Genomic DNA, 18,347 nt, shown 5'->3' with positions numbered 1-18,347 from the left:
GGACCAGCCCACTCGGACACCCCTACCGCAGCCCACTCCCGAAGATCATCCAGCCCGTCCCCGACCCCCAGCCCCGCACCTGGCCCGACGCCCCACCCGAACGCCTCCCCGGAGCACCAGACACGACCATGGCCGCACCATGCCCTCCCCCATCCCCAACGGCAGAAGGCCCGACACGACCAGCGACCAGGCAGACAACAAAGCAGACAGCCGACGCGGGCAGCCGCGGCAGGGAAGCACAGGACAACGGCACATCACAGGACGAATCGGGAGCAAGTCTCATCCTGCGCGACCTCGAGACACCGCCCTTTTGACGACTTGAGGGCGCTTCGGCCCTGGCACCGTTCAAGGGAGAAACCGTTCCCCGCATCCCGTTCAGGCACCCCACCCGCCGCCGCGCCGCTGAGCCCACGTCCGGCGCCGCACGCGGCACGGGCCCAAGCGGCACTGGCCCAAATGTCACTGGCCCGCGCGGTGCTGGCCTGGCCGCGCGGTGGCGAGCTACGGGAGGGTGGGCTGCGCTGTGGTGGGCTGCGCCGTGCTAGACGCCCGGTGGACTACGCCGTGCTGGACTACGCCGTGCTGGACCGCGCCGTGGTGGACGCCCGGTCGTGGACTGCGCTACGCCGAACTGCGCTATGCCGAACTGCGCGCTGCGCTGAACTGCGCGCTGCGCTGAACTGCGCCCTGCGCTGAACTGCGCGCTGCGGTGAACTGCGCGGCGCTGGCCCGCATGGCGCCGGCCTTGATGCGGGCCTGGCCCGAACGACTGTACGTAAGCGATCACAGCCCTTGTGAAACGGAAAGTGCTCTACAAGGTGCCGGCCATCGGCACATTCGTCAGCGAGCCGAAGGGATCAGTCGAGCCAGATCACGATGCCGGTCATGCCGTTGAGCACGGCCGCGGCACCCGCCCGGATCGCGCGCGCGGCGCGCTCGGGGGTGAAGCTCGCGGCGTCGTACGTGGAGGACATGCCGAGCCCCTCGCCCCGGAAAGACGCACCGGCCCAGTCGGCGGCGGTGACGTTCTCCGTGGGCTCGGCCAGTTCCGCGCCGACCACAAGGAACTGCTGGCCGAGGTGGTTGGCGGTGACCAGGGCCAGGGGGTCGATGAGGGCGTCGCCCGCGCTCACGATGAGGTCGGGCTTCATGCCGATCGCCTCGGTGATGGTCGCGATGTACCGGTCCGGCCGGGTGTCCGTGAGGGTTCTGAGGCTGACGCCTTCCTCGTCGGCCCACGCCTTCACCGCGTTCGCCAGCGTCGTGGTCTGGCGGTCCTCCCCCGCGGTGAGCAGCACCACGCGGTAGCCCTCCGGCGGATGCACCCCGTTCCAGGAGCCGGGCCGGGGCGTGATCGTGGCCTCCGGGGCGGGGGACGCGGACGGGAAGAAGCCCGGGCCGGGGGTGCCGACAGGTGTGGGCTTCGCGTGCGGCCGGGACCAGTCGTCGCCGGAGCCGCATCCGCCGGCCAGCAGGGCGGTCGCGACTGCCGCGGCCAGTGTGCAGGCAGGCAGAAGCCGAGAGCGCATGGGGATCGTCCTTCGGAGCGCCGGGAAGTGCGCCTACTTCCTACCGCATGATTCGCGGCCTTCCGGTGCCCGGGACGTCTCCGCCAGGCGTGGTTCCTCGACGGTTCTTTCACGAGATACCGCTCGTTCATTTCCATCGAGCAGATTTCGTACACCAAAGCCGAAAAGGAGCTATATGTCCCCCGCCGCTCGGCGTCGTGTCTGTGCTGTCCTCGCCGCCGCAGCCGTGGGCGTCCTGTTCAGCGCCCTCTCCACGCTGCTGGGCAGCGTGCCCGCCCTCGCTCACGGGTTCACCTCGACGGTGTACGTCAACCTCGTCTCGCCCCAGGCCGGGCACGTGCGCACCGAACTCGACCTGGAGTATGACCTGCTCGTCGTCTCCGCCGCCGACTACGAGAAGGACGACCCGCTCTTCAAGGAGGGCACCGCGGCGTTCGACGCCGACGACGCGGCACAGCAGGCCGCCGCGCTCGAGGCCCACTCGCGCTCGGTCGTCGCGTACGTCACCCAGCGCTTCGGCGTCACCGCCGGGGGCACGGCGTGCACTCCCGTCAAGGACGGCGGCTTCATGATCGGGCGGCGCGAGGGCGTCCCGTACGCCCGGCTGGTCCTCGACTACCGGTGCCCGGAGTCCGCCGACGCGCACGAGGTGCGCAGCGCGCTGTTCGCCGGCTCCGAGGGGTACGTGCGCGACAGCAAGACGATCGTCACCTACGACCTCGACCTGACGTCCGGAAGCACGGCCCTCGACGCCCAGCACCGGTCGTTCTCCACGCAGCAGTCCTGGTTCGAGCGGTTCTGGCAGTTCTTCCGGCTCGGCGCCGAGCACCTGCTCGGCGGGCTCGACCACATCCTGTTCCTGCTGGCGCTCATCGCGGGGTCACGCCGCCTGCGCGAGATCGTGCTCGCGGCGACCACCTTCACGCTGGCCCACTCGGTGACCTTCGTCTTCGCCGCCCTCGGCCTGGTGGAGGTGCCCGCGTCGTTCGTCGAGCCCGTCATCGCCCTCTCGATCGCGGTCGTCGCGGGCTGGCACCTGTGGCGCCTCTGGCGGCGCCGGTCGCACGCCACCGACCTGGAGACGGCAGGTCACGGCCACTTCAACCTCGACCGCGCGGGCTGGACCCGGCTCGCGGTGGTCTTCTGCTTCGGCCTCGTGCACGGCCTGGGGTTCGCCTCGGCGCTGGGCATCCAGCAGGCCTGGTCGTGGACGCTCCTGTGGTCGCTGCTCGTCTTCAACGTGGGCATCGAGGTCGTCCAGCTGACGATCATTGTGGCGGTCTTCCCGCTGCTCGCCGTACTGCGTCGCCGCCGGCCGATCGCCGGACTGTGGACGACCGGGGCGATCGCGGCGGGCGTGTCCGCGATGGGCCTGGTCTGGTTCGTGCAACGCGTTCTCGGAACCTGAGATCGCATCACATCTTCGATCAGGCGCAACGGTTCGCCCGCCCCGCGTTCACCAGCGCGACACCCAATCTCGCAATCGTGCAAATCGCTCGAATTCCCCCACACGGATGGAAAAGCATGAAGCTCGACAAGGGGACCAACAACCCCGGGCTCGTCCTCCGCCGGGCGGCCGTCACCGCCGCCGCGGCGGCCCTGAGCGCCACCGCCGTGCTCGGCGGCGGCCTCGTGACCGCGGCCCACGCCGACCCCACCACGACGGTCAGCGGCATCGTCCTCGGCGTGGGCGCCGACCAGGCGCAGCGGGTCGTGTCGTGGTACGCCTCGGAGGGCACCGCCCAGGTGGTCCAGGTCGCGCCGACCAAGAACCTCGTGCGCGGCGAGTTCCCCAAGAACTCCGTCACCTTCCCGGCCACCGTGACGGCGAACACCGTCAACGGCGGCTACAACGGGCACGCCACGATCGACGGCCTGAAGCAGAACACGGAGTACTCCTACCGCGTCGGCACCCCGGGCGCCTGGTCCCCGACGTACTCCTTCACGACCCAGAACTTCAACGGCAACGACTTCGACTTCCTGTTCTTCGGCGACCCGCAGATCGGCTCGTCGGGCAACACGGCGAAGGACGGCGCCGGCTGGGCCGACACCCTGAACGTCGCCCTCTCCGCCAACCCGAAGGCCGAGCTGCTGGTCTCGGGCGGCGACCAGATCGAGAGCGCCAACAACGAGACGCAGTGGAACGCGTTCCTCGCCCCCGACAAGCTTCGCCAGTATCCGTGGGTCGCCACCATCGGCAACCACGACGTCGGCGGCAAGGCGTACGAGCAGCACTTCTGGACGCCGAACACCGACCGTTCCACGCCGTACTACAACGGCGACGCGGCCACCCGCTCGGGCGGCGACTACTGGTTCACGTACAAGAACATCCTGTTCATCGACCTGAACAGCAACGCGTACGCCAACGGGTCCGACGCCGCGCACATCAACTACGTCACCGACGTGGTCAACAAGCACGGCCGCGACGCCAAGCACATCGTGCTGATCTACCACCACTCGATCTACTCGCCGGCCGACCACGCCAACGACGGTGACAACCAGCAGCGCCGTAAGGACTTCCCGACGGCCTTCTCGAACCTCGGCGTCGACCTGGTCCTGCAGGGTCACGACCACAGCTACTCCCGCAGCTACGTGATCAAGAACGGCCAGAAGGCGAACCCGGACGAGCGCCCCGGCGACACCGAGGTGTTCAAGGGCCCGGGCGGCGTCATCTACGTGACGGCGAACTCGGCGTCGGGGTCGAAGTACTACGACCTCACCGCTCCGAACACGACCAAGGACCCGAACTACGGTCCCGACCCGCTGAACCCCAAGAACCACTGGGCCAACTCGGTCGAGAACCAGGAGCACGTCCGCACGTACGTGCGGGTCCAGGTGCGCGGCGACAAGCTCGTCGTCGAGAACCTCCGCAGCGGCACCTGCGCCGCCCCCAACGCCGCGGTGGAGCTCGGCAACGTGGAGTGGTGCGGCCCGGACAACGGCGCGAGCGCCGCTCCCGGGGTCGGCTCCCTCGTCGACAAGGTCGTGATCCACACGAACGGCAAGCCCGAGCCCGGCAAGCCCGGACCCGGCAAGCCCGAGCCCGGCAAGCCCGAGCCCGGCAAGCCCGGACCCGGCAAGCCCGAGCCCGGCAAGCCCGAGCCCGGCAAGCCCGAGCCCGGCAAGCCCGGACCCGGCAAGCCCGGACCCGGCAAGCCCGAGCCCGGCAAGCCCGAGCCCGGAAAGCCCGGCCCCGGGGCCGACTGGCTCCAGTAGTAGACGACGACCGGGGGCGACGCGGGGGCCCGACGCGATGAGCGGACGGCCCCGCTCCCGGGTGGGTGGGCACCGAGCAGGTGCCCACCCCACGACCCATCGCCCTCTCCGCCGCTTCCCCAACCCATCCGAGGATCGATCTGATGCAGCCGTCACGACCCCGTACGACAACCGCAGCACGCTCCATCGCCCGGGCCGTCGTCGTGGCGCTGCTCGCCGCGTCCGGCCTGTTCGCAGCGGGGACGGGCCCCGCCGCGGCGGCGGACGGCGAGGTCTCCTGGACCGTCGCGACGGCGTCCAACGACTTCGGATCCGACCGGCCCGACTACAGCTACACGCTCGACCCGGGCGGGCGGCTCGACGACGGGATCGTCGTCGCCAACAACGGCACGACGCCGCTCCACCTCGACGTGTACGCCGCGGACGCGTTCACCACCGGGCAGGGCCGGCTCGACCTGCGCGGCAAGGACGCGAAGCAGACCGGCGTGGGCGCGTGGATCCGCACGGACCGCCCCGACGTCACCATTCCTCCCGGTAAGACCGCCGAGGTGCCGTTCACGGTCGCGCTCCCCGGCGACGCCGCGCCCGGCGAATACATGGGCGGCATCGTCACCTCACCGGCCGACGCCGGAGCGGCGGCCGGGCAGCGTCTCGGCATCCGGATCCGCCTGCGCGTGGGCGGAGAGCTGCACCCGAGCCTGTCGGTGGAGAACCTGCAGGTGCGCTATTCCGGCACGTCCAATCCGCTCGACACGGGCGACGCCACCGTCACCTACACGATCCGCAACACCGGCAACAGCATCCTCGCCGCTCGTCAGACGGTGTCCGTGGCCGGACCGTTCGGGCACTGGGAGGCCCGCGCGGGACACATCGACGACTCGCCCCAGTTGCTCCCGGGCGACACCTGGAAGGTCTCCGTGCCGGTGAAGGGGGTGACTCCCGCGCTGCGGCTGACCGGAACGGTCACCCTCGTCCCCCTGCTCACCGACGCGGCGGGATCGATCGCCCCGCTCGCCGCCGTGGACGGCACCGCGGGCGTGTGGACGCTGCCGTGGGCGCCGCTGCTCGCTCTCCTGGTCGTCTGCGGGCTCGTCGTCGCGGCCCTGGCCGTACGGCGCCGCCGGAGGACCGCACTCCCCCACGGGCCGGCGCACTCCGCCACACCGCTCACGCAGGAATAGACCGCTCACACAGCAATAGACCGCTCACGCAGGAACAGCCGGCGAGGCGTCTCAGAGCGGTTCCGCGGCGGCCTCGCGCAGAGGTGTGGCCGTCCTCTCCGGTGACAGGCCGGTGTGTTCGGCGGCGAAGGCCAGGATGTCCGCGCTCAGGGCGCGTTCCTTGCTCGCGGGCGCGGCGGCGTGGGCGGTGTCGGGTTCCCGGCGCATGAGGATCGGCCGGTCGCCGCCGGTGGCGTGCTGGAGGGCCGCGCACATCTTGGTGACATGGGCCTCCCCCGTCTGCAGATCGGTCACCGCGCCGGTGAAGAGGAAGGCCGGATAGCGGACTCCGGGCCTGACGTGGTGGTACGGCGAGTACGCCAGAAGCCATTCGAGCTGCTCGGGCCGCGCGGCGCTGCCGAACTCGTCGGTCCACGTGCAGCCCAGGCCCCATCGTTCGTAGCGCACCATGTCGCAGAGCGGGCCTTCCGCGACGACCGCGGCGTACAGGTCCGGTCGCCGTACGGCGGCGGCGGTGACCAGGAGACCACCGGCCGACTGCCCGTATATCGCCAGTTGGCCGGGGGTGGTCATGCCGGTCTCGACAAGCCAGGCCGCGGCGTCGTTGAAGTCGCTTATCGCGCGGTGCTTGTGCGGCCCGCGCCCGGCGTCGTGCCAGCGCCGGCCCTCCTCGCCGCCTCCGCGTACGCACGCGACCGCGTACGTGCCGCCCGCGCCGACCCACGCGGCCGCCAGGGGGAAGAACCACGGGCGCATCGGCATGCCGAAGCTGCCGTAGCCGTACAGGAGGGTGGGCCGCGGCCCCTGGTGCTCCTCCTCCGGTGTGAACAGGAACAGCGTGATCTCGGTGCCGTCCGCGGCGCGGCAGCGCACGTCGCGGCTGCGGATCCCGGGCGTACGCCCCGCCGTGGCGGCGCCCGTCTCCGGCTCCGTCACCCCGCGTACGGCGTCGTGGCGATAGACGACGGGCGGCGTGGTCGCGTCGCAGTAGGTGAACCACGCCCGATGGCCGTGGGGGACGCTCGTGCGCAGGGACGACACCACGCCCGCGCCCGGCACGGGCAGCCGGGCGAGCTGCCTGCCGTCGGCCAGGTCGTGCAGCGTCAGGGCCGAGATGCCGTGGCGGGCGCGCGCCACCAGCAGGAGGGGCCGCGCGAGCGCCGGGCCGTCCAGCACGACGCACTCGTCGAGGGGAGCCTCGGGGTCCTCGGCTATCAGCGTGCGCCAGGCGTCCGGGCCGTGGTCGTGCCGGTCCGCCACGCAGACGCGGCCGCACGGAGCCGCGTAGTCGGTGACGAGCAGCAGGGCGCCGCCCGGGAGGAAGCGGGGAAGGACGCGGGCACCGATGGCCTGGCCGTCCACGACCCTGACGAAACGCGGGGCCGCCGGGTCGGCGAGCTCCGCCACGTACACGTCGTTGTGCGCGGCGGGCCCGGCCGTCGCGGTGACGGCCAGATGACGTCCGTCCGTGCTGACCGTGAGCCCGTAATAGTGGTCGGGGGCGTCCTCGCCGCCGAACACCACCGTGTCGTCCTGCCAGGGCGTACCGATCCGGTGCAACCGCACCCGCCGGTGCAGCCGCAGGTCGCCGGGGGCGAGCTCCTCGTCGGGCACCCGGCTGACGTAGTAGAAGGCGTCCCCTCCCGGCAGCCAGGCGAGCGAGGTGTTGCGGGCGCGCGGCAACGGCCCGTCCACCACGTCGCCGGACCGTACGTCCAGCACGATGATGTCGCTGCCGGGTTGCTCGGCGACCTCCATCTGGACGGCGACGCGTTCGCCCTCGCGGGACGGCCACCAGGCGTACAGCCCGGTGTGGCCGGACGGATCGACGTCCGCCGGATCGACCAGCACCCGCCTGCCGCCCTTGCCGTCGACGACGAGCAGGCGCCGCTGCTCGTCCCCGCGGAGTTGCTCGGCGAGGAACATGAGCGAGCCCCGCACGATCGGAGGCTCCGACACCCCGAAGGAGGACACCTGGTCCATCAGAGACGCCCATGATCGCCTGTCACGCCATTGCTCGCGGCACGCCAGGAACAGGCGATCCTGGGCCGCCGCCCAGTCGCGTACGCGGGCGTCGTCGCCGTTTTCCAGCCACCGATAAGGGTCGGACACCGGGATTCCGAACAGATTCTCCACGAGGTCGCTGCGCCGAGCGGCAGGGTAGAACAATCGCGCCATGAAATCCCCCCGCCTTCAATGGATGCCGCCTTCAACGTGGGTTCCGCCTTCAATAGGTGCCGTGACAGGTCGAGGCACTGCGGCCCGTTCACGCCGCAGCACCTCGATTCACTCGGTTACGACTCGCCGCGGAGAATGTCCGCCTGCCAGCCGCGTACGCCGCCGATCCGGGCAGCGGGAGCGCCATCGCGATACGGCAGGTATCCAGTCATGTCGACCTCCTGGATCCGTCGACTCGCCCGATATAGGCGATTACGAGGGCAACCGTCCCCGTGCCCGGGATCGATAAACGCGAGCGCCGAATCCCGGCCTCCCACCACTGGGAATCGAAGAGCCGTCAATCATTTCGCCGTTAAATTCCCCGAAAGAAACGAAAGCCGCACGGGAATGCCCGTGGAGATCGGAGCCGTCCAAGATAGATCCCGGGCACGGCGACACCCGGGTGTGGCTTGGCCGGCACGGCCCGTCGCGAACCGTGGTCCCCGGTCAGAGCGCCCGGACGGCGGGTGAAAGGCTGGAAAGGTCCATCCGCCGGCGGAACGGGGCCAGCACCATGAGGGATATCCGCACGGAGAGCCGTCGCGGCGGGACCGAAGACCTCGACGAGGCGGCGGCCACCTTCGAGGGCCTGCGGCCACGCCTGTTCGGCATCGCCTACCGCATCCTGAGCAGCGCCACCGAGGCCGAAGATCTGTTACAGGACGTCTGGCTGCGCTGGCAGGCGTACGACCGCGACACCGTGGCCGATCCGGGGGCGTTCCTGGCGACCGTGACCACGCGCCTGGCCATCAACGCCCTCCAGTCGGCTCGCGTTCGCCGCGAGACGTACGTCGGCCCGTGGCTCCCCGAACCCGTCGACACCGGCAACGATCCCCACCTCGGCGCCGAGCGGGGCGAAGCCCTGAGCTTCGCGGTCCTGCTCCTGCTGGAGAAGCTCTCGCCCACAGAACGCGCGGCGTACGTGTTGCGAGAGGCGTTCGACTATCCCTACCGGCGGATCGCCGAGATCATCGAGGCGAGCGAGGCCGCGGTGCGGCAGCTCGTCAGCAGGGCGCGCAAACGCATCGTCTCCGAGCGCCGGAACCCGGTGACCCGGGACGAACAGCGCAGACTGCTCACCGCCTTCGTCGCCGCCGCCCGCGTCGGCGACCTCGCCAAGCTGGAAGAGCTCCTCGCCGCGGACGTGATCAGCTACTCCGACGGCGGCGGCGCCGTACGGGCCGCGCGCTTCCCGGTGGTCGGCGCGTTCCGGGTCGCGAAGTTCATCAGGGCGTTCGCGAGCCGGTTCTGGGCCGGGGTCGAAGTGGAATGGGCCGACGTCAACGGGCAGCCGGCGGCTCTGCTGCGCCACGACGGCGAGCTGTTCACGGTCCTCACCGTGAACGCCTCCGAGGAGGGCATCGACCAGGTGCTGTGGCTGATGAACCCCGCCAAGATCGCCCCGTTGTCCGCCGCGAGCTGACCGCCCGTCTCGTCGCGGGCGCGTACGCCGGCCCGCGCTCAGGTGGGGAACTCGACGTGGGCCAGTTGCTCGGAGACGGTCCACAGCCGGGCCGCGTCGCGCTCGACCTGGACCGATTTGTAGGGGGGCAGCTCCGTCGGCCCGCCGGTGAACTGGCCGAAGCCGTCGGGGCCGTAGAACCGGCCGCCCCGCGCCTGCGGGCTCGTGGCCGCGTACAGGGCCGGTCGCAGCCCGGCGTCGACCGTCTGCACGAACAGGCCCAGCCGGAGGAGCAGCTTCATGAGCCTCTCGTAGGGCGCGGGGCGGGTGCGGCCCAGGTTGGGGCCGGACGCGTAGAGATTGGTCAGGGTCGTGCCGGGGTGCGCGACGTTGCTGACGATGCCCCATCCGCCGGCCTTGCTCCGCCGGTCGAGTTCGAGCCCGAAGAGGAGATTGGCCAGCTTCGACTGCCCGTACGAGCGGACCGGCGAGTATTTCCGTTCGCTCTGCAGGTCGGCCCAGTCGACGGCGGCGGAGCGGGCGGCGCTGCTGGACATCGTGGTGACCCGGGCCCCGCGCAGGCGCAGCAGCGGCAGGAGCCGTGCCACCAGCGCCATGTGGCCGATGTGGTTGGTGCCGAACTGCAACTCCAGGCCGTCCACGGTCGTCTGCCGGGCGGCGGGGGCCATCACTCCGGCGTTGTTGATCAGAATGTCGATCGGGCGGGCCTCGCGCCGAAGGGTGGCGGCGAGTGCCGCAATCGATTCCAGCGAGGCCAGGTCGAGCTCACGCGTGGAGACGGTGGCCTCCGGCACCACCTCATTGATCTTCTTGACGGCGGCGGTGCCCTTGTCGGGATTTCGGACCGGCAGCACGACCTCGGCCCCGGCTTGGGCCAGTTTCATGGCCAAGCCGAGACCAAGCCCGTCGCTGCCGCCCGTCACCACGGCCACCTTGCCCGCCAAGTCGGGCACTCTCGCGGCATCCACTACGCACCTCCTGGTCAACAGAGAGTTCCGGTCCGCCGACAAGACAGGACAGAAACGTCATCTGTGACACGCCGCGAGCCGGCGGCAGAGGGTGGGGCCGGTGCCGGCTACTCCGCCGGCGCGCCGAAGACGTAGGTGCCGGGAGCGTCCGGGTTGCCCCCCGCCCAGTACGCCGTCCATGTTGCCGGGCGTCACCGTTGGTGACCATATGCACCAGGTGACCGATTCGCTACTGATCGTGTCCGGCCGACGAGGAACACAAGCGGAGTCCATGAACGGCCCAAACTAACGGCCGGGCAGGCGACCCGGGCGCGTCGCCGTACGGCGCCGAAAAGTTCACTGACTAGATTCACACCGCGGGCCCGCCGGGAGACCGCATGAGCGGCCCGGGGAGATTCCATGATCGCGCACGCGCGCATTCCCTTGCCCAGGAAGATCCGGTGGTCGTCACCGGCGCAGCAGGCCCAGTGCCGATGAGAGAGGCCATATGAAGCACATCCGGCTCACCAGGTCGCGCCCGCCCTATGCGCTCGCTCGCGCCCTACTGACGATCATGCTCGTCGGCGTCACGGCGTTTCCGACCGGCGCGAACGCGCTCGCGGACGGCGGCAGCAAATCGGACATCCGCGTCATGACGCAGAACATGTATGTGGGTGCCGACCTGCTGCCTCTTGCCCAAGCACAGACACTGGACCAGTTCAAAGCGGCGGTGACACTGGCGTACCGGCAGATCCTGGCGTCCCAACCGGCTGAGCGCGCCGCCGCGGTGGCCCGGGAGATCGCCCGGGACAAGCCCGACCTCGTCGCCCTGCAAGAGGCCGACATCATACGCACCGGGAGTCCGCCCGCGACGAATGTCAGCTCGGACCAGCTCAAGTCGCTCCTCGCCGCGCTCGACCGGCTCGGGCTGCACTACGAGGCCATGGCGATCATGCCCGAGCAGGACGCCGAGGCCCCGACCACCCTCGGTTTCGACGTACGCATCAGCGTGCGCGACCTGATCATCGCCAGGGTCGACCCGGGCAGGCCGGTCAAGGTGTCGAACATCCAGGTGCAGCCGTACGTGGTCGACCGGGTGTTCCCGACGCCCCTCGGCCCCTTCGCCAGCCGTAGCGGCTGGGCGTCGGTCGACGCCACCATCGGCGGCCGCACCTTCCGGTTCGTCACGACGCACCTCGAACCGACACCGCCGTTCATCACGCAGCGCACGCAGGCGCAGGAGCTGATCGCGGCCGCGACGAACACGAAGCTTCCGGTGGTGCTCGCCGGTGACTTCAACACCACGGCCAACGACCCGCAGAACCCGACGTTCCCGACGTACCAGTTCCTGCTCGATTCGGGGTTCACCGACGCCTGGCGCGTGAAGCACCCCACCGATTCCGGCCCCACCTGCTGTCAGGCGCCCGACCTGCGCAACCCGGCTTCCTCCCTGACCTTCCGCATCGACCTGGTCCTGTTCCGCGGGGACTTCCGCGTGAAGGACATCCACCGTGTCGGTGAGGAGCAGAGGGACCGTACGCCGTCGGGGCTGTGGCCGTCCGACCACGCGGGCGTCGTCGCGACGCTCCAGTTGCCGCACCCGCGTTCCCGCTAGAACGGCGACCCGGATCCCCGCGACGATCGTCGCGGGGATCCGGGGCTTTCAGCCTTCTGCCGGGAGGGCCGGGGACTGCTCGTGGGGCAGCAGGTAGCGCCACGAGAGCACGAAGATCTTCCCCGAGCCGGTCGTGAAGAGCGACCGGCCGTACTCCTGCCCGGCGGGAACCGCCTTGGTGATCGCGCTCGCCGCCGCGCCCTCGACGTCCTTCTGCCAGACCGGGTCGATCGTGCCCGAAGGCTCCGGAACGCCCTGGGGCCACGGCGACGGCTTGCCCTCCGCCGACTCGGCCCCTTCGGCGACCACCCGGACGCGGGTGCCGGCGTAGTCGGCGCCCTCCTCGGCGGCCCGGGTCGCCAGGTCCTCCATCGTCTTCTTCGCGTCCATCAGCTCTTTGGGGTAGAAGTCCGCGAGCTGCTGCAGAGCCGGAACCCGGACCTCCAGCATCTTCCCGTCCTTCCCCCGTACGCCGAGGACGGTGTCCGGCAGGTCCGTCACCGACGGCGCACCCGGCTTCGGCGTCGCGGTCGGCGGCTGCCCGGCCAGGTCATTCTCCAGCCGCGTGACCACCTCGCCCGCCTCGGCATCCGTGAGCGTCATCTGCTTGCTCGCGTCAACGATCACCAGCCCGTCGCCGTACAACACCACCCTCGGCGGACGCAGCACGTTCATGGTCGCGGTGACGAACCCGCCTTCCGCGCCCAACACGGCGACCGGCTGCGCCGGCCCGTCGTCGGCCACGGCGGCCGCCGACGTGTCCGGTTCCACTCCTCCACAGGCCGCGGTCAGCGCCATCACCGCCAGCAGCAGAATCATTCTCAGTCTCATGCTTCACACCACGTAAGGGCCCTCACCTTGGTTCATCCTCGCGGTGTCCCCGTTCCGGACCGCTCCCCGACATGCCCGCGTACGGGGTTTCTCGAGAGAATGGCGCGGGAACCACGTCGCGGCGTGTAGTGTCGGAGTACAGGTTGTGTCGAAGTCCCAGTATGCGTTGAAGCGCTTGCTGAGTTACTGACAGCGAGCGTTACCGTACGGAGCCGAGGCTTTCCCAAGGCGGTCGGTCGCAGCAGCCCGAGGACCACACCCGTGGCTCTCGAGATCGTCTAATCAAGGAGAAAGCAGCATGGCTCAGGGAACCGTGAAGTGGTTCAACGCCGAAAAGGGCTTCGGCTTCATCGCCCCCGACGACGGCTCCGCGGACGTCTTCGTCCACTACTCGGCCATCGACGCCGGCGGCTACCGCTCGCTGGACGAGAACCAGCGGGTCGAGTACACCGCTGGCCAGGGCGCCAAGGGCCCGCAGGCCGAGCAGGTCCGGCCCATCTGAGCGACGCTTCACACCGCCACCGCCGGGCACGCCGAGGCGTGGCCCGTGCTCTGACGGCATCCGGCCCCGGGCTCCTCACGGAGCCCGGGGCTTCGTCATGCGGACTCACGATCTTTTCGGCTCTGGACGTTCGGGCCAGCGCCGCTGTCATTTCGCCATGATCGCCCACGGGTCCGAGTCCCCCTGTACGAGGCCGACGGCGTCGAAGACGGCTGCGGTCACGGCTTCGGGCTGGGACGCCCCGACGGCGTGGGAGGCACCCTCGATCTCATGGGTTCCGCGCGAGCCGGCGCGTTCGGCCATGAACCTCAGCGCCCCGGCCGGGATGTTGAGATCGCGATCACCGTGGACGAACCAGGACGGCTTGGCACGCCAGCCCGGCTCGCTCACCGTCAGCCTGTCGGTCAGCGCCCGTTCGGTTACCGGCCGCTGGGTCGCCGCCATCAGGGCGGCCTCGTCGGCGTCGTTGCCGGACGCCACCTGGCTGATCACCATGCCGCCATAGGAATGGCCGACCAGGACGACCGGCCGTCCGATGCCGGCGATCACGTCGCGCACGTAGGCGGCGTCTCCCTCCACGCTGCGCAGCGGGTTGCCCGCCGCGACAGTGGTCAGCCCGCGGCCGTGCAGACGCTGGATAACGCGGTTCCAGCTCGCCGACTCGGCGAAGGCACCGTGGACGAGGACGACGACGGGCTGTTCTGTGGTGGTCATGGGTTCGCCTTTCCGTAGGTCAGGGCGGCCTCGAGGAGCATCATGAAGTCGTGCGGGGCCGCGTGCCGGTTCAGCGGGCGGACGTGGCGGCGGCGATGACGCTCACCACGGCCTGTGGCCGGGACAACATCGACAGGTGGGACAGCCGTCACATGCGACTGTGGTGGCGACGCCGTCCATGGCCAGCCGGGTTGCTTCCTTGGTAAGGAACATGAGCGTGGGACGGCCCTGCTCGGCCGCGCCGAGCGCGACCAGGAACGCCACAGTGACCCGCTCAGGGTCCTCCAGTCCGGTTGTCAGGCTGATGACAGCTTTTCCGGCCATGATCTTCTTCTTGTCCTTCGTCGAGAGCATGTATCGGTGCCAGTGAGTCAGGGAGCGGGTAGCGGTCCACCACACCGTCGACGAACCTGCCCGCTCGGCGCTGGGGACGGTTGGTGGAGGTCATCGGGACATCCAGAGCGGATTGAGCTACGAGCCACCTGCGTCGCCCCGCTGGCGTGAAAAGGCCTCATCGGTTGCCCCGACGGCCGCACGGACACCTGGGGGCAGCTCGCGGAAGACCGGATCGGGGACGGCGCCGACCGCGGACAGGAGGCCGCTGAAGAACCGGCGCAGACAGACGGCGAGGACGATCTGGAAGATGTCGGCATCGGCCAGGCCGTGCCCGCGCAGGACCGCGATGTCCCCCTCAGTCACGCCGGCGGGATCGGCGGCGACGCGGTCCGCGAAGTCCATGGCCGCTACATCCACCGGCGGCAGCCCCGCATCGTGATGGTCAGCCATGATCGCCCGCAGGGCCACGTCATCGTAGAACCGCTCAAGCAGCGCGGCCGCGTGCGCGAGACCGCAGTACGTGGAACCGAGGCGGCGGGCGGCCGTCAGGGTGACCAGTTCGTACCGACGCGGATCCATACCGGCCCTGACCGCCTCCCCGAGCCGCAGCCATGCGTGATAGACCTCAGGCCGCAGCGCCAGCACCCTCAGATAGTTGGGCACGTATCCCAGGGCGGGCCGCTCAGCTTCGTAAAGGGGTGATTCGCCAGGCGTGCTGAGATAACTCATGTCTCCCCCTTGGGACGGCATCTCAGCGCAGAACGGTAGGTCCTCGCGACGATCCGCGATTGGGGAGAATTCCCTATTTTGCGGGCTTCCGGACTAGGTTCAGCCGGTGCGCCGCAGCAACCGCCTGACCCCGGTTGGCCACACCGAGCTTGTCCAGCACCGCGGAAACGTGGTGGTCGACGGTCTTGACCGACAACGACAGGCGCCCGGCTATCTCGGCATTCGACAGCCCTTCGGCCAGCAGCGCGAGCACCTCCGCCTGGCGCAGCGTAAGGCCGCCGGGGTTGGCGGCCGTCGTCCGGCGAGGGCCACGCGGCACGTGAGTGAAACCGCGCCTTCTCAGCTCCGCCCGCAACCGCACCGCCACCCGCGTGGCCCCCAGCTCGTCCAGGACTCGCAAGGCTTCGGCCGCAGCGCCCTGATCACCGCCCGCCAGTGCCTCGACACGCATATACGCGGCCCCGCGCCGCGCCCACTCCGCAGCCGCGCCGGCCCAGTCTTCGTCGATCATCATCTGGTACGGCCGGGCCCCCGCACCGGGCAGCCCGGTATCTCCGGCCCGCCACAACCGATAGGCCAGCTCCCCGATGTACACCGAATGGTTCGCCCTGACGGCCAGGTCCAGGCCGTGTCGGGCCTCCTCGGCGGCACGCTTGGCATCGCCGTACAGCAGGAAGTACTCCGAGCGGGCCGCCGCCACCGGGCAGACCCGCTGCACCTCACCGGTGCGTTCGGCCTGGCGGGCGGCCTCGTCGAGCGTGACCCGCGCCTCGCGTTCGCCACGGGCCGCCTGAATCCGGCCCCGCGCCAGCAGCGCGGGAACCACGGCGACCCCGGCTCGGACCTGCCGATCCAGTGCCGCGTCCGCATCGGCCAGAGCGCCTGCCCAGTCACACCGCACCAGCCGCACCCCCGCTCGCACCCCGAGCAGGTACTGGACGTAGCCGTCGAGGTCCTGTTGGGTGGCGTACGCCAGCGCATGTTCGACCGCCGGTGCGGCGGCTTCGTACTCGGCCAGTTGCACCAGCGAGGTCGCCAGGTTGACGAGTGCCCGGGCGGCGTGATCGGCCAGCCCGAGGGCTGAGGCGCGCTCGTGCACCTCCCCCAGCGCCGCGACCGCGGTTTCGTCACCGCCCGTGAGCCGGGCGGTGCTCACGTTGATCTCAGCGTGGACGGAGGTCTCTACATCCCCCAGCCGAACGGCCAGGGTTCGCGCCCGCTCTCCCCACGAGACCGCCGCCTCCCGCTCGCCCGCAAGCATGTGCAACTGGGACCGGTTGCTGTAGGCCATGGCCAGTTGCCGGCCCGGCAACTCGGTCTCGAGAACTGTGATCGCCCGCGCGGCCGCCTCCCAGGCCTGCCCCGCGTTCCCCGCCCACCAGGCCAACCGAGAGATCCAGCGCAGGTTCTCACCGACCTGCTCGGGTTGCCGCAGATTATCCCGTGCGGCCAGCGCCGCCCACCTGGCCCGCAATCCCTCCTCGGCCAGCCCGGCCAGGTACGCCTGGAACGCGTAGGCCTCCAGCAGCTCGGCCTGCTGCTGGGCCGGTAGCCGATCTGCGTACAGGGCCGCTGACCGATAGTGCGCCGTCGCCTCTCGATGGGCGCCCTGCCGGGCAGCGCCGGCCCCCGCCACCTGCCCGTACCGCAGGACCGCGGCCTCGTCCCCCGCTTGGGTAGCGTGGTGAACCAAGCGGCCCGGGTCGACCTCGGGGACCCCGGCCAGCACGCCCAGCACCCGCCGGTGCAGCGCGGCGCGGCGCGCGGGCGGCAGCGCGTCCTCCACCGCACTCCGCAGCAACTCGTGACGGTACGACACACCGACACCGGACGGCACGAGCACCCCGGCGTCGACGCATATGTCGACCAGGTCCGGCACTCCCGCCACGACAGCGGCGTCGGCGCGAGTCGGGATCACCGACACCAGATGGGCCAGCTCCCGGGCGGGCCGCGGCAACAGCCGCAGCCGGTCCAGGACAAAGTCCTGCACGGTGGCCGGCACCGCCCGCCCCTCCGCCTTCAACAGTTCGGTCACCAGCAACGGGTTGCCGCCGGACAACCGATAGACCAGCTCCGGATCCCGCCCGGTCCGGTATGCCTGATTCGCCACGCACTCCCGTGACAGCGGCGACAGTGACACGCGTCGCGTGATCGCGCCGGGCAGGGTCGCAAGGGCGCCCCGCAGCGGGTGCTCGACACCCACCTCATCGTCACGGTAGGTCACCACGAGCAGGACCGGGATTCGACCGATCCGTCGGCCCGACCAGATCAGCCAGTCGAGTGTGGCCTCGTCAGCCCAGTGGGCGTCCTCCACGACAACGACCGGGCGCGCGCGCTGCGGCGGACCGGAGATCTCGTCCAGAAACGCCGTGAAGAGCTCCTCCTGCGCGGCGCCGGCGTTCAGCCGCTTGGCCAGGACACCTCTGGTCTGGCGGCCGATGTCGTGCAGGGGACCAAGGGCCCGTGGAGTGATCAACCGGTCGCAGCCTCCCCAGAGCGCCCATGCCGCCGGCCCGCATCGCCGGACGAACTCGGTCACGAGCACGGACTTGCCGATCCCGGCCTCGCCGGCCACCACCGCCACGCGACCGCCGCGGGCGCTCTCACGCAGAAGGTCGCCGAGGAGATCCAGCGCCCCGGAACGCTCCCACAGCTCCATGCGAACGATAGTAAAGTCAAAAACGCCGCGGAGCGTGACCGCTCGGGACGTTTGGGCTGTTCAATGGTGCTGGTCAGGGGCAGGGTCGAACTGCCGGCCTTCCCCTTCTCACGTATAGCAGTCACCCAGCTCGCCGTCGCTCACATCAGGCTAGCCCGTACGCCCAGGCAAGCAGAGATCGTGCCGCTGGAAACTCTCGCCGGTCGGCGATCTGGATTCATATACGAGCGAGGCGGTGTCCGTGACCAAGACCCCGTTCGACCTCGATGACGAGGCTCTGACCGAGGCCGCGAAGCTGCTCGGCACTTCTTCCAAGAAAGACACGGTCAACGCCGCTCTACGAGAATTCGTCGACCGACGCAGACGTGCAGCCGCCATGGCTCGTACGCGCGAGATGGCGGCTTGATCATCAAATGCGGAGTTCGCCGCTCCGACATCACCTTGTCAT

15 protein-coding genes are annotated in these 18,347 nt (G+C 70.2%); 7 read left to right on the top strand and 8 right to left on the bottom strand.

Features of this window, described 5'->3' with window-relative positions:
- Window positions 1-857: 857 nt before the first annotated feature.
- Window positions 858-1,529, bottom strand: a complete 672-nt coding sequence (locus tag FLV34_RS33840) for a hypothetical protein (protein WP_187280802.1) — start codon at window positions 1,527-1,529, stop codon at window positions 858-860.
- Between the two features lie 175 nt (window positions 1,530-1,704).
- Between FLV34_RS33840 and FLV34_RS33835 the strand changes: the two genes are divergently transcribed.
- The 3 genes from FLV34_RS33835 to FLV34_RS33825 all read left to right on the top strand — a co-directional run bounded on the left by FLV34_RS33835 (window position 1,705) and on the right by FLV34_RS33825 (window position 5,926).
- Window positions 1,705-2,937 carry a HupE/UreJ family protein gene (locus tag FLV34_RS33835; RefSeq protein WP_147945033.1) on the top strand — a complete coding sequence of 411 codons (1,233 nt, stop codon included), beginning with the start codon at window positions 1,705-1,707 and terminating at the stop codon, window positions 2,935-2,937.
- Between the two features lie 116 nt (window positions 2,938-3,053).
- Window positions 3,054-4,745, top strand: a complete 1,692-nt coding sequence (locus FLV34_RS33830) for a metallophosphoesterase family protein (protein ID WP_222709719.1) — start codon at window positions 3,054-3,056, stop codon at window positions 4,743-4,745.
- 143 nt (window positions 4,746-4,888) lie between these two features.
- Window positions 4,889-5,926: a DUF916 domain-containing protein gene (locus FLV34_RS33825; protein WP_142652414.1), complete on the top strand. Its 1,038-nt coding sequence runs from the start codon at window positions 4,889-4,891 to the stop codon at window positions 5,924-5,926.
- Window positions 5,927-5,977: 51 nt separating this feature from the next.
- Here FLV34_RS33825 and FLV34_RS33820 read toward each other — a convergent pair whose 3' ends face one another.
- The gene (locus FLV34_RS33820) at window positions 5,978-8,104 is read right to left on the bottom strand and encodes a prolyl oligopeptidase family serine peptidase (RefSeq protein ID WP_147945032.1); all 2,127 of its coding nucleotides are present in this window, start codon (window positions 8,102-8,104) and stop codon (window positions 5,978-5,980) included.
- A 553-nt stretch (window positions 8,105-8,657) separates the two neighbouring features.
- On the opposite strand from FLV34_RS33820, the gene FLV34_RS33815 reads away from it, so the two are divergent.
- Window positions 8,658-9,566, top strand: a complete 909-nt coding sequence (locus FLV34_RS33815) for an RNA polymerase sigma-70 factor (RefSeq protein ID WP_147945031.1) — start codon at window positions 8,658-8,660, stop codon at window positions 9,564-9,566.
- 38 nt (window positions 9,567-9,604) lie between these two features.
- Here FLV34_RS33815 and FLV34_RS33810 read toward each other — a convergent pair whose 3' ends face one another.
- On the bottom strand, window positions 9,605-10,534 hold the full coding sequence (locus FLV34_RS33810) for an SDR family oxidoreductase (RefSeq protein ID WP_222709718.1): 930 nt from the start codon (window positions 10,532-10,534) through the stop codon (window positions 9,605-9,607).
- A 487-nt stretch (window positions 10,535-11,021) separates the two neighbouring features.
- Between FLV34_RS33810 and FLV34_RS33805 the strand changes: the two genes are divergently transcribed.
- Window positions 11,022-12,128, top strand: coding sequence for an endonuclease/exonuclease/phosphatase family protein (locus tag FLV34_RS33805; protein WP_147945030.1), 1,107 nt, complete (start codon window positions 11,022-11,024; stop codon window positions 12,126-12,128).
- 48 nt (window positions 12,129-12,176) lie between these two features.
- Here FLV34_RS33805 and FLV34_RS33800 read toward each other — a convergent pair whose 3' ends face one another.
- On the bottom strand, window positions 12,177-12,959 hold the full coding sequence (locus tag FLV34_RS33800; protein WP_142652406.1) for a hypothetical protein: 783 nt from the start codon (window positions 12,957-12,959) through the stop codon (window positions 12,177-12,179).
- A 298-nt stretch (window positions 12,960-13,257) separates the two neighbouring features.
- Here FLV34_RS33800 and FLV34_RS33795 point away from each other — a divergent pair, with 298 nt between their 5' ends.
- Complete coding sequence (locus tag FLV34_RS33795; protein ID WP_142652404.1) at window positions 13,258-13,461, top strand: cold-shock protein; 204 nt, start codon at window positions 13,258-13,260, stop codon at window positions 13,459-13,461.
- A gap of 147 nt (window positions 13,462-13,608) precedes the next feature.
- Here the strand turns inward: FLV34_RS33795 and FLV34_RS33790 are convergent, their stop codons facing one another.
- The 4 genes from FLV34_RS33790 to FLV34_RS33775 form a co-directional block, all read right to left on the bottom strand.
- The gene (locus tag FLV34_RS33790) at window positions 13,609-14,175 is read right to left on the bottom strand and encodes an alpha/beta fold hydrolase (protein ID WP_147945029.1); all 567 of its coding nucleotides are present in this window, start codon (window positions 14,173-14,175) and stop codon (window positions 13,609-13,611) included.
- Window positions 14,176-14,277: 102 nt separating this feature from the next.
- Complete coding sequence (locus FLV34_RS33785) at window positions 14,278-14,529, bottom strand: hypothetical protein (protein ID WP_205831221.1); 252 nt, start codon at window positions 14,527-14,529, stop codon at window positions 14,278-14,280.
- Between the two features lie 117 nt (window positions 14,530-14,646).
- On the bottom strand, window positions 14,647-15,240 hold the full coding sequence (locus FLV34_RS33780; protein WP_147945028.1) for a carboxymuconolactone decarboxylase family protein: 594 nt from the start codon (window positions 15,238-15,240) through the stop codon (window positions 14,647-14,649).
- Between the two features lie 73 nt (window positions 15,241-15,313).
- On the bottom strand, window positions 15,314-17,899 hold the full coding sequence (locus FLV34_RS33775) for an AAA family ATPase (RefSeq protein ID WP_147945027.1): 2,586 nt from the start codon (window positions 17,897-17,899) through the stop codon (window positions 15,314-15,316).
- Between the two features lie 241 nt (window positions 17,900-18,140).
- Here FLV34_RS33775 and FLV34_RS33770 point away from each other — a divergent pair, with 241 nt between their 5' ends.
- Complete coding sequence (locus FLV34_RS33770; protein WP_147945026.1) at window positions 18,141-18,305, top strand: type II toxin-antitoxin system VapB family antitoxin; 165 nt, start codon at window positions 18,141-18,143, stop codon at window positions 18,303-18,305.
- Window positions 18,306-18,347: the final 42 nt, after the last annotated feature.

It is taken from the genome of Microbispora sp. CSR-4 (assembly GCF_008033685.1).
Classification (GTDB): domain Bacteria; phylum Actinomycetota; class Actinomycetes; order Streptosporangiales; family Streptosporangiaceae; genus Microbispora.
This window is presented reverse-complemented; position numbering and strand designations above follow the sequence as displayed.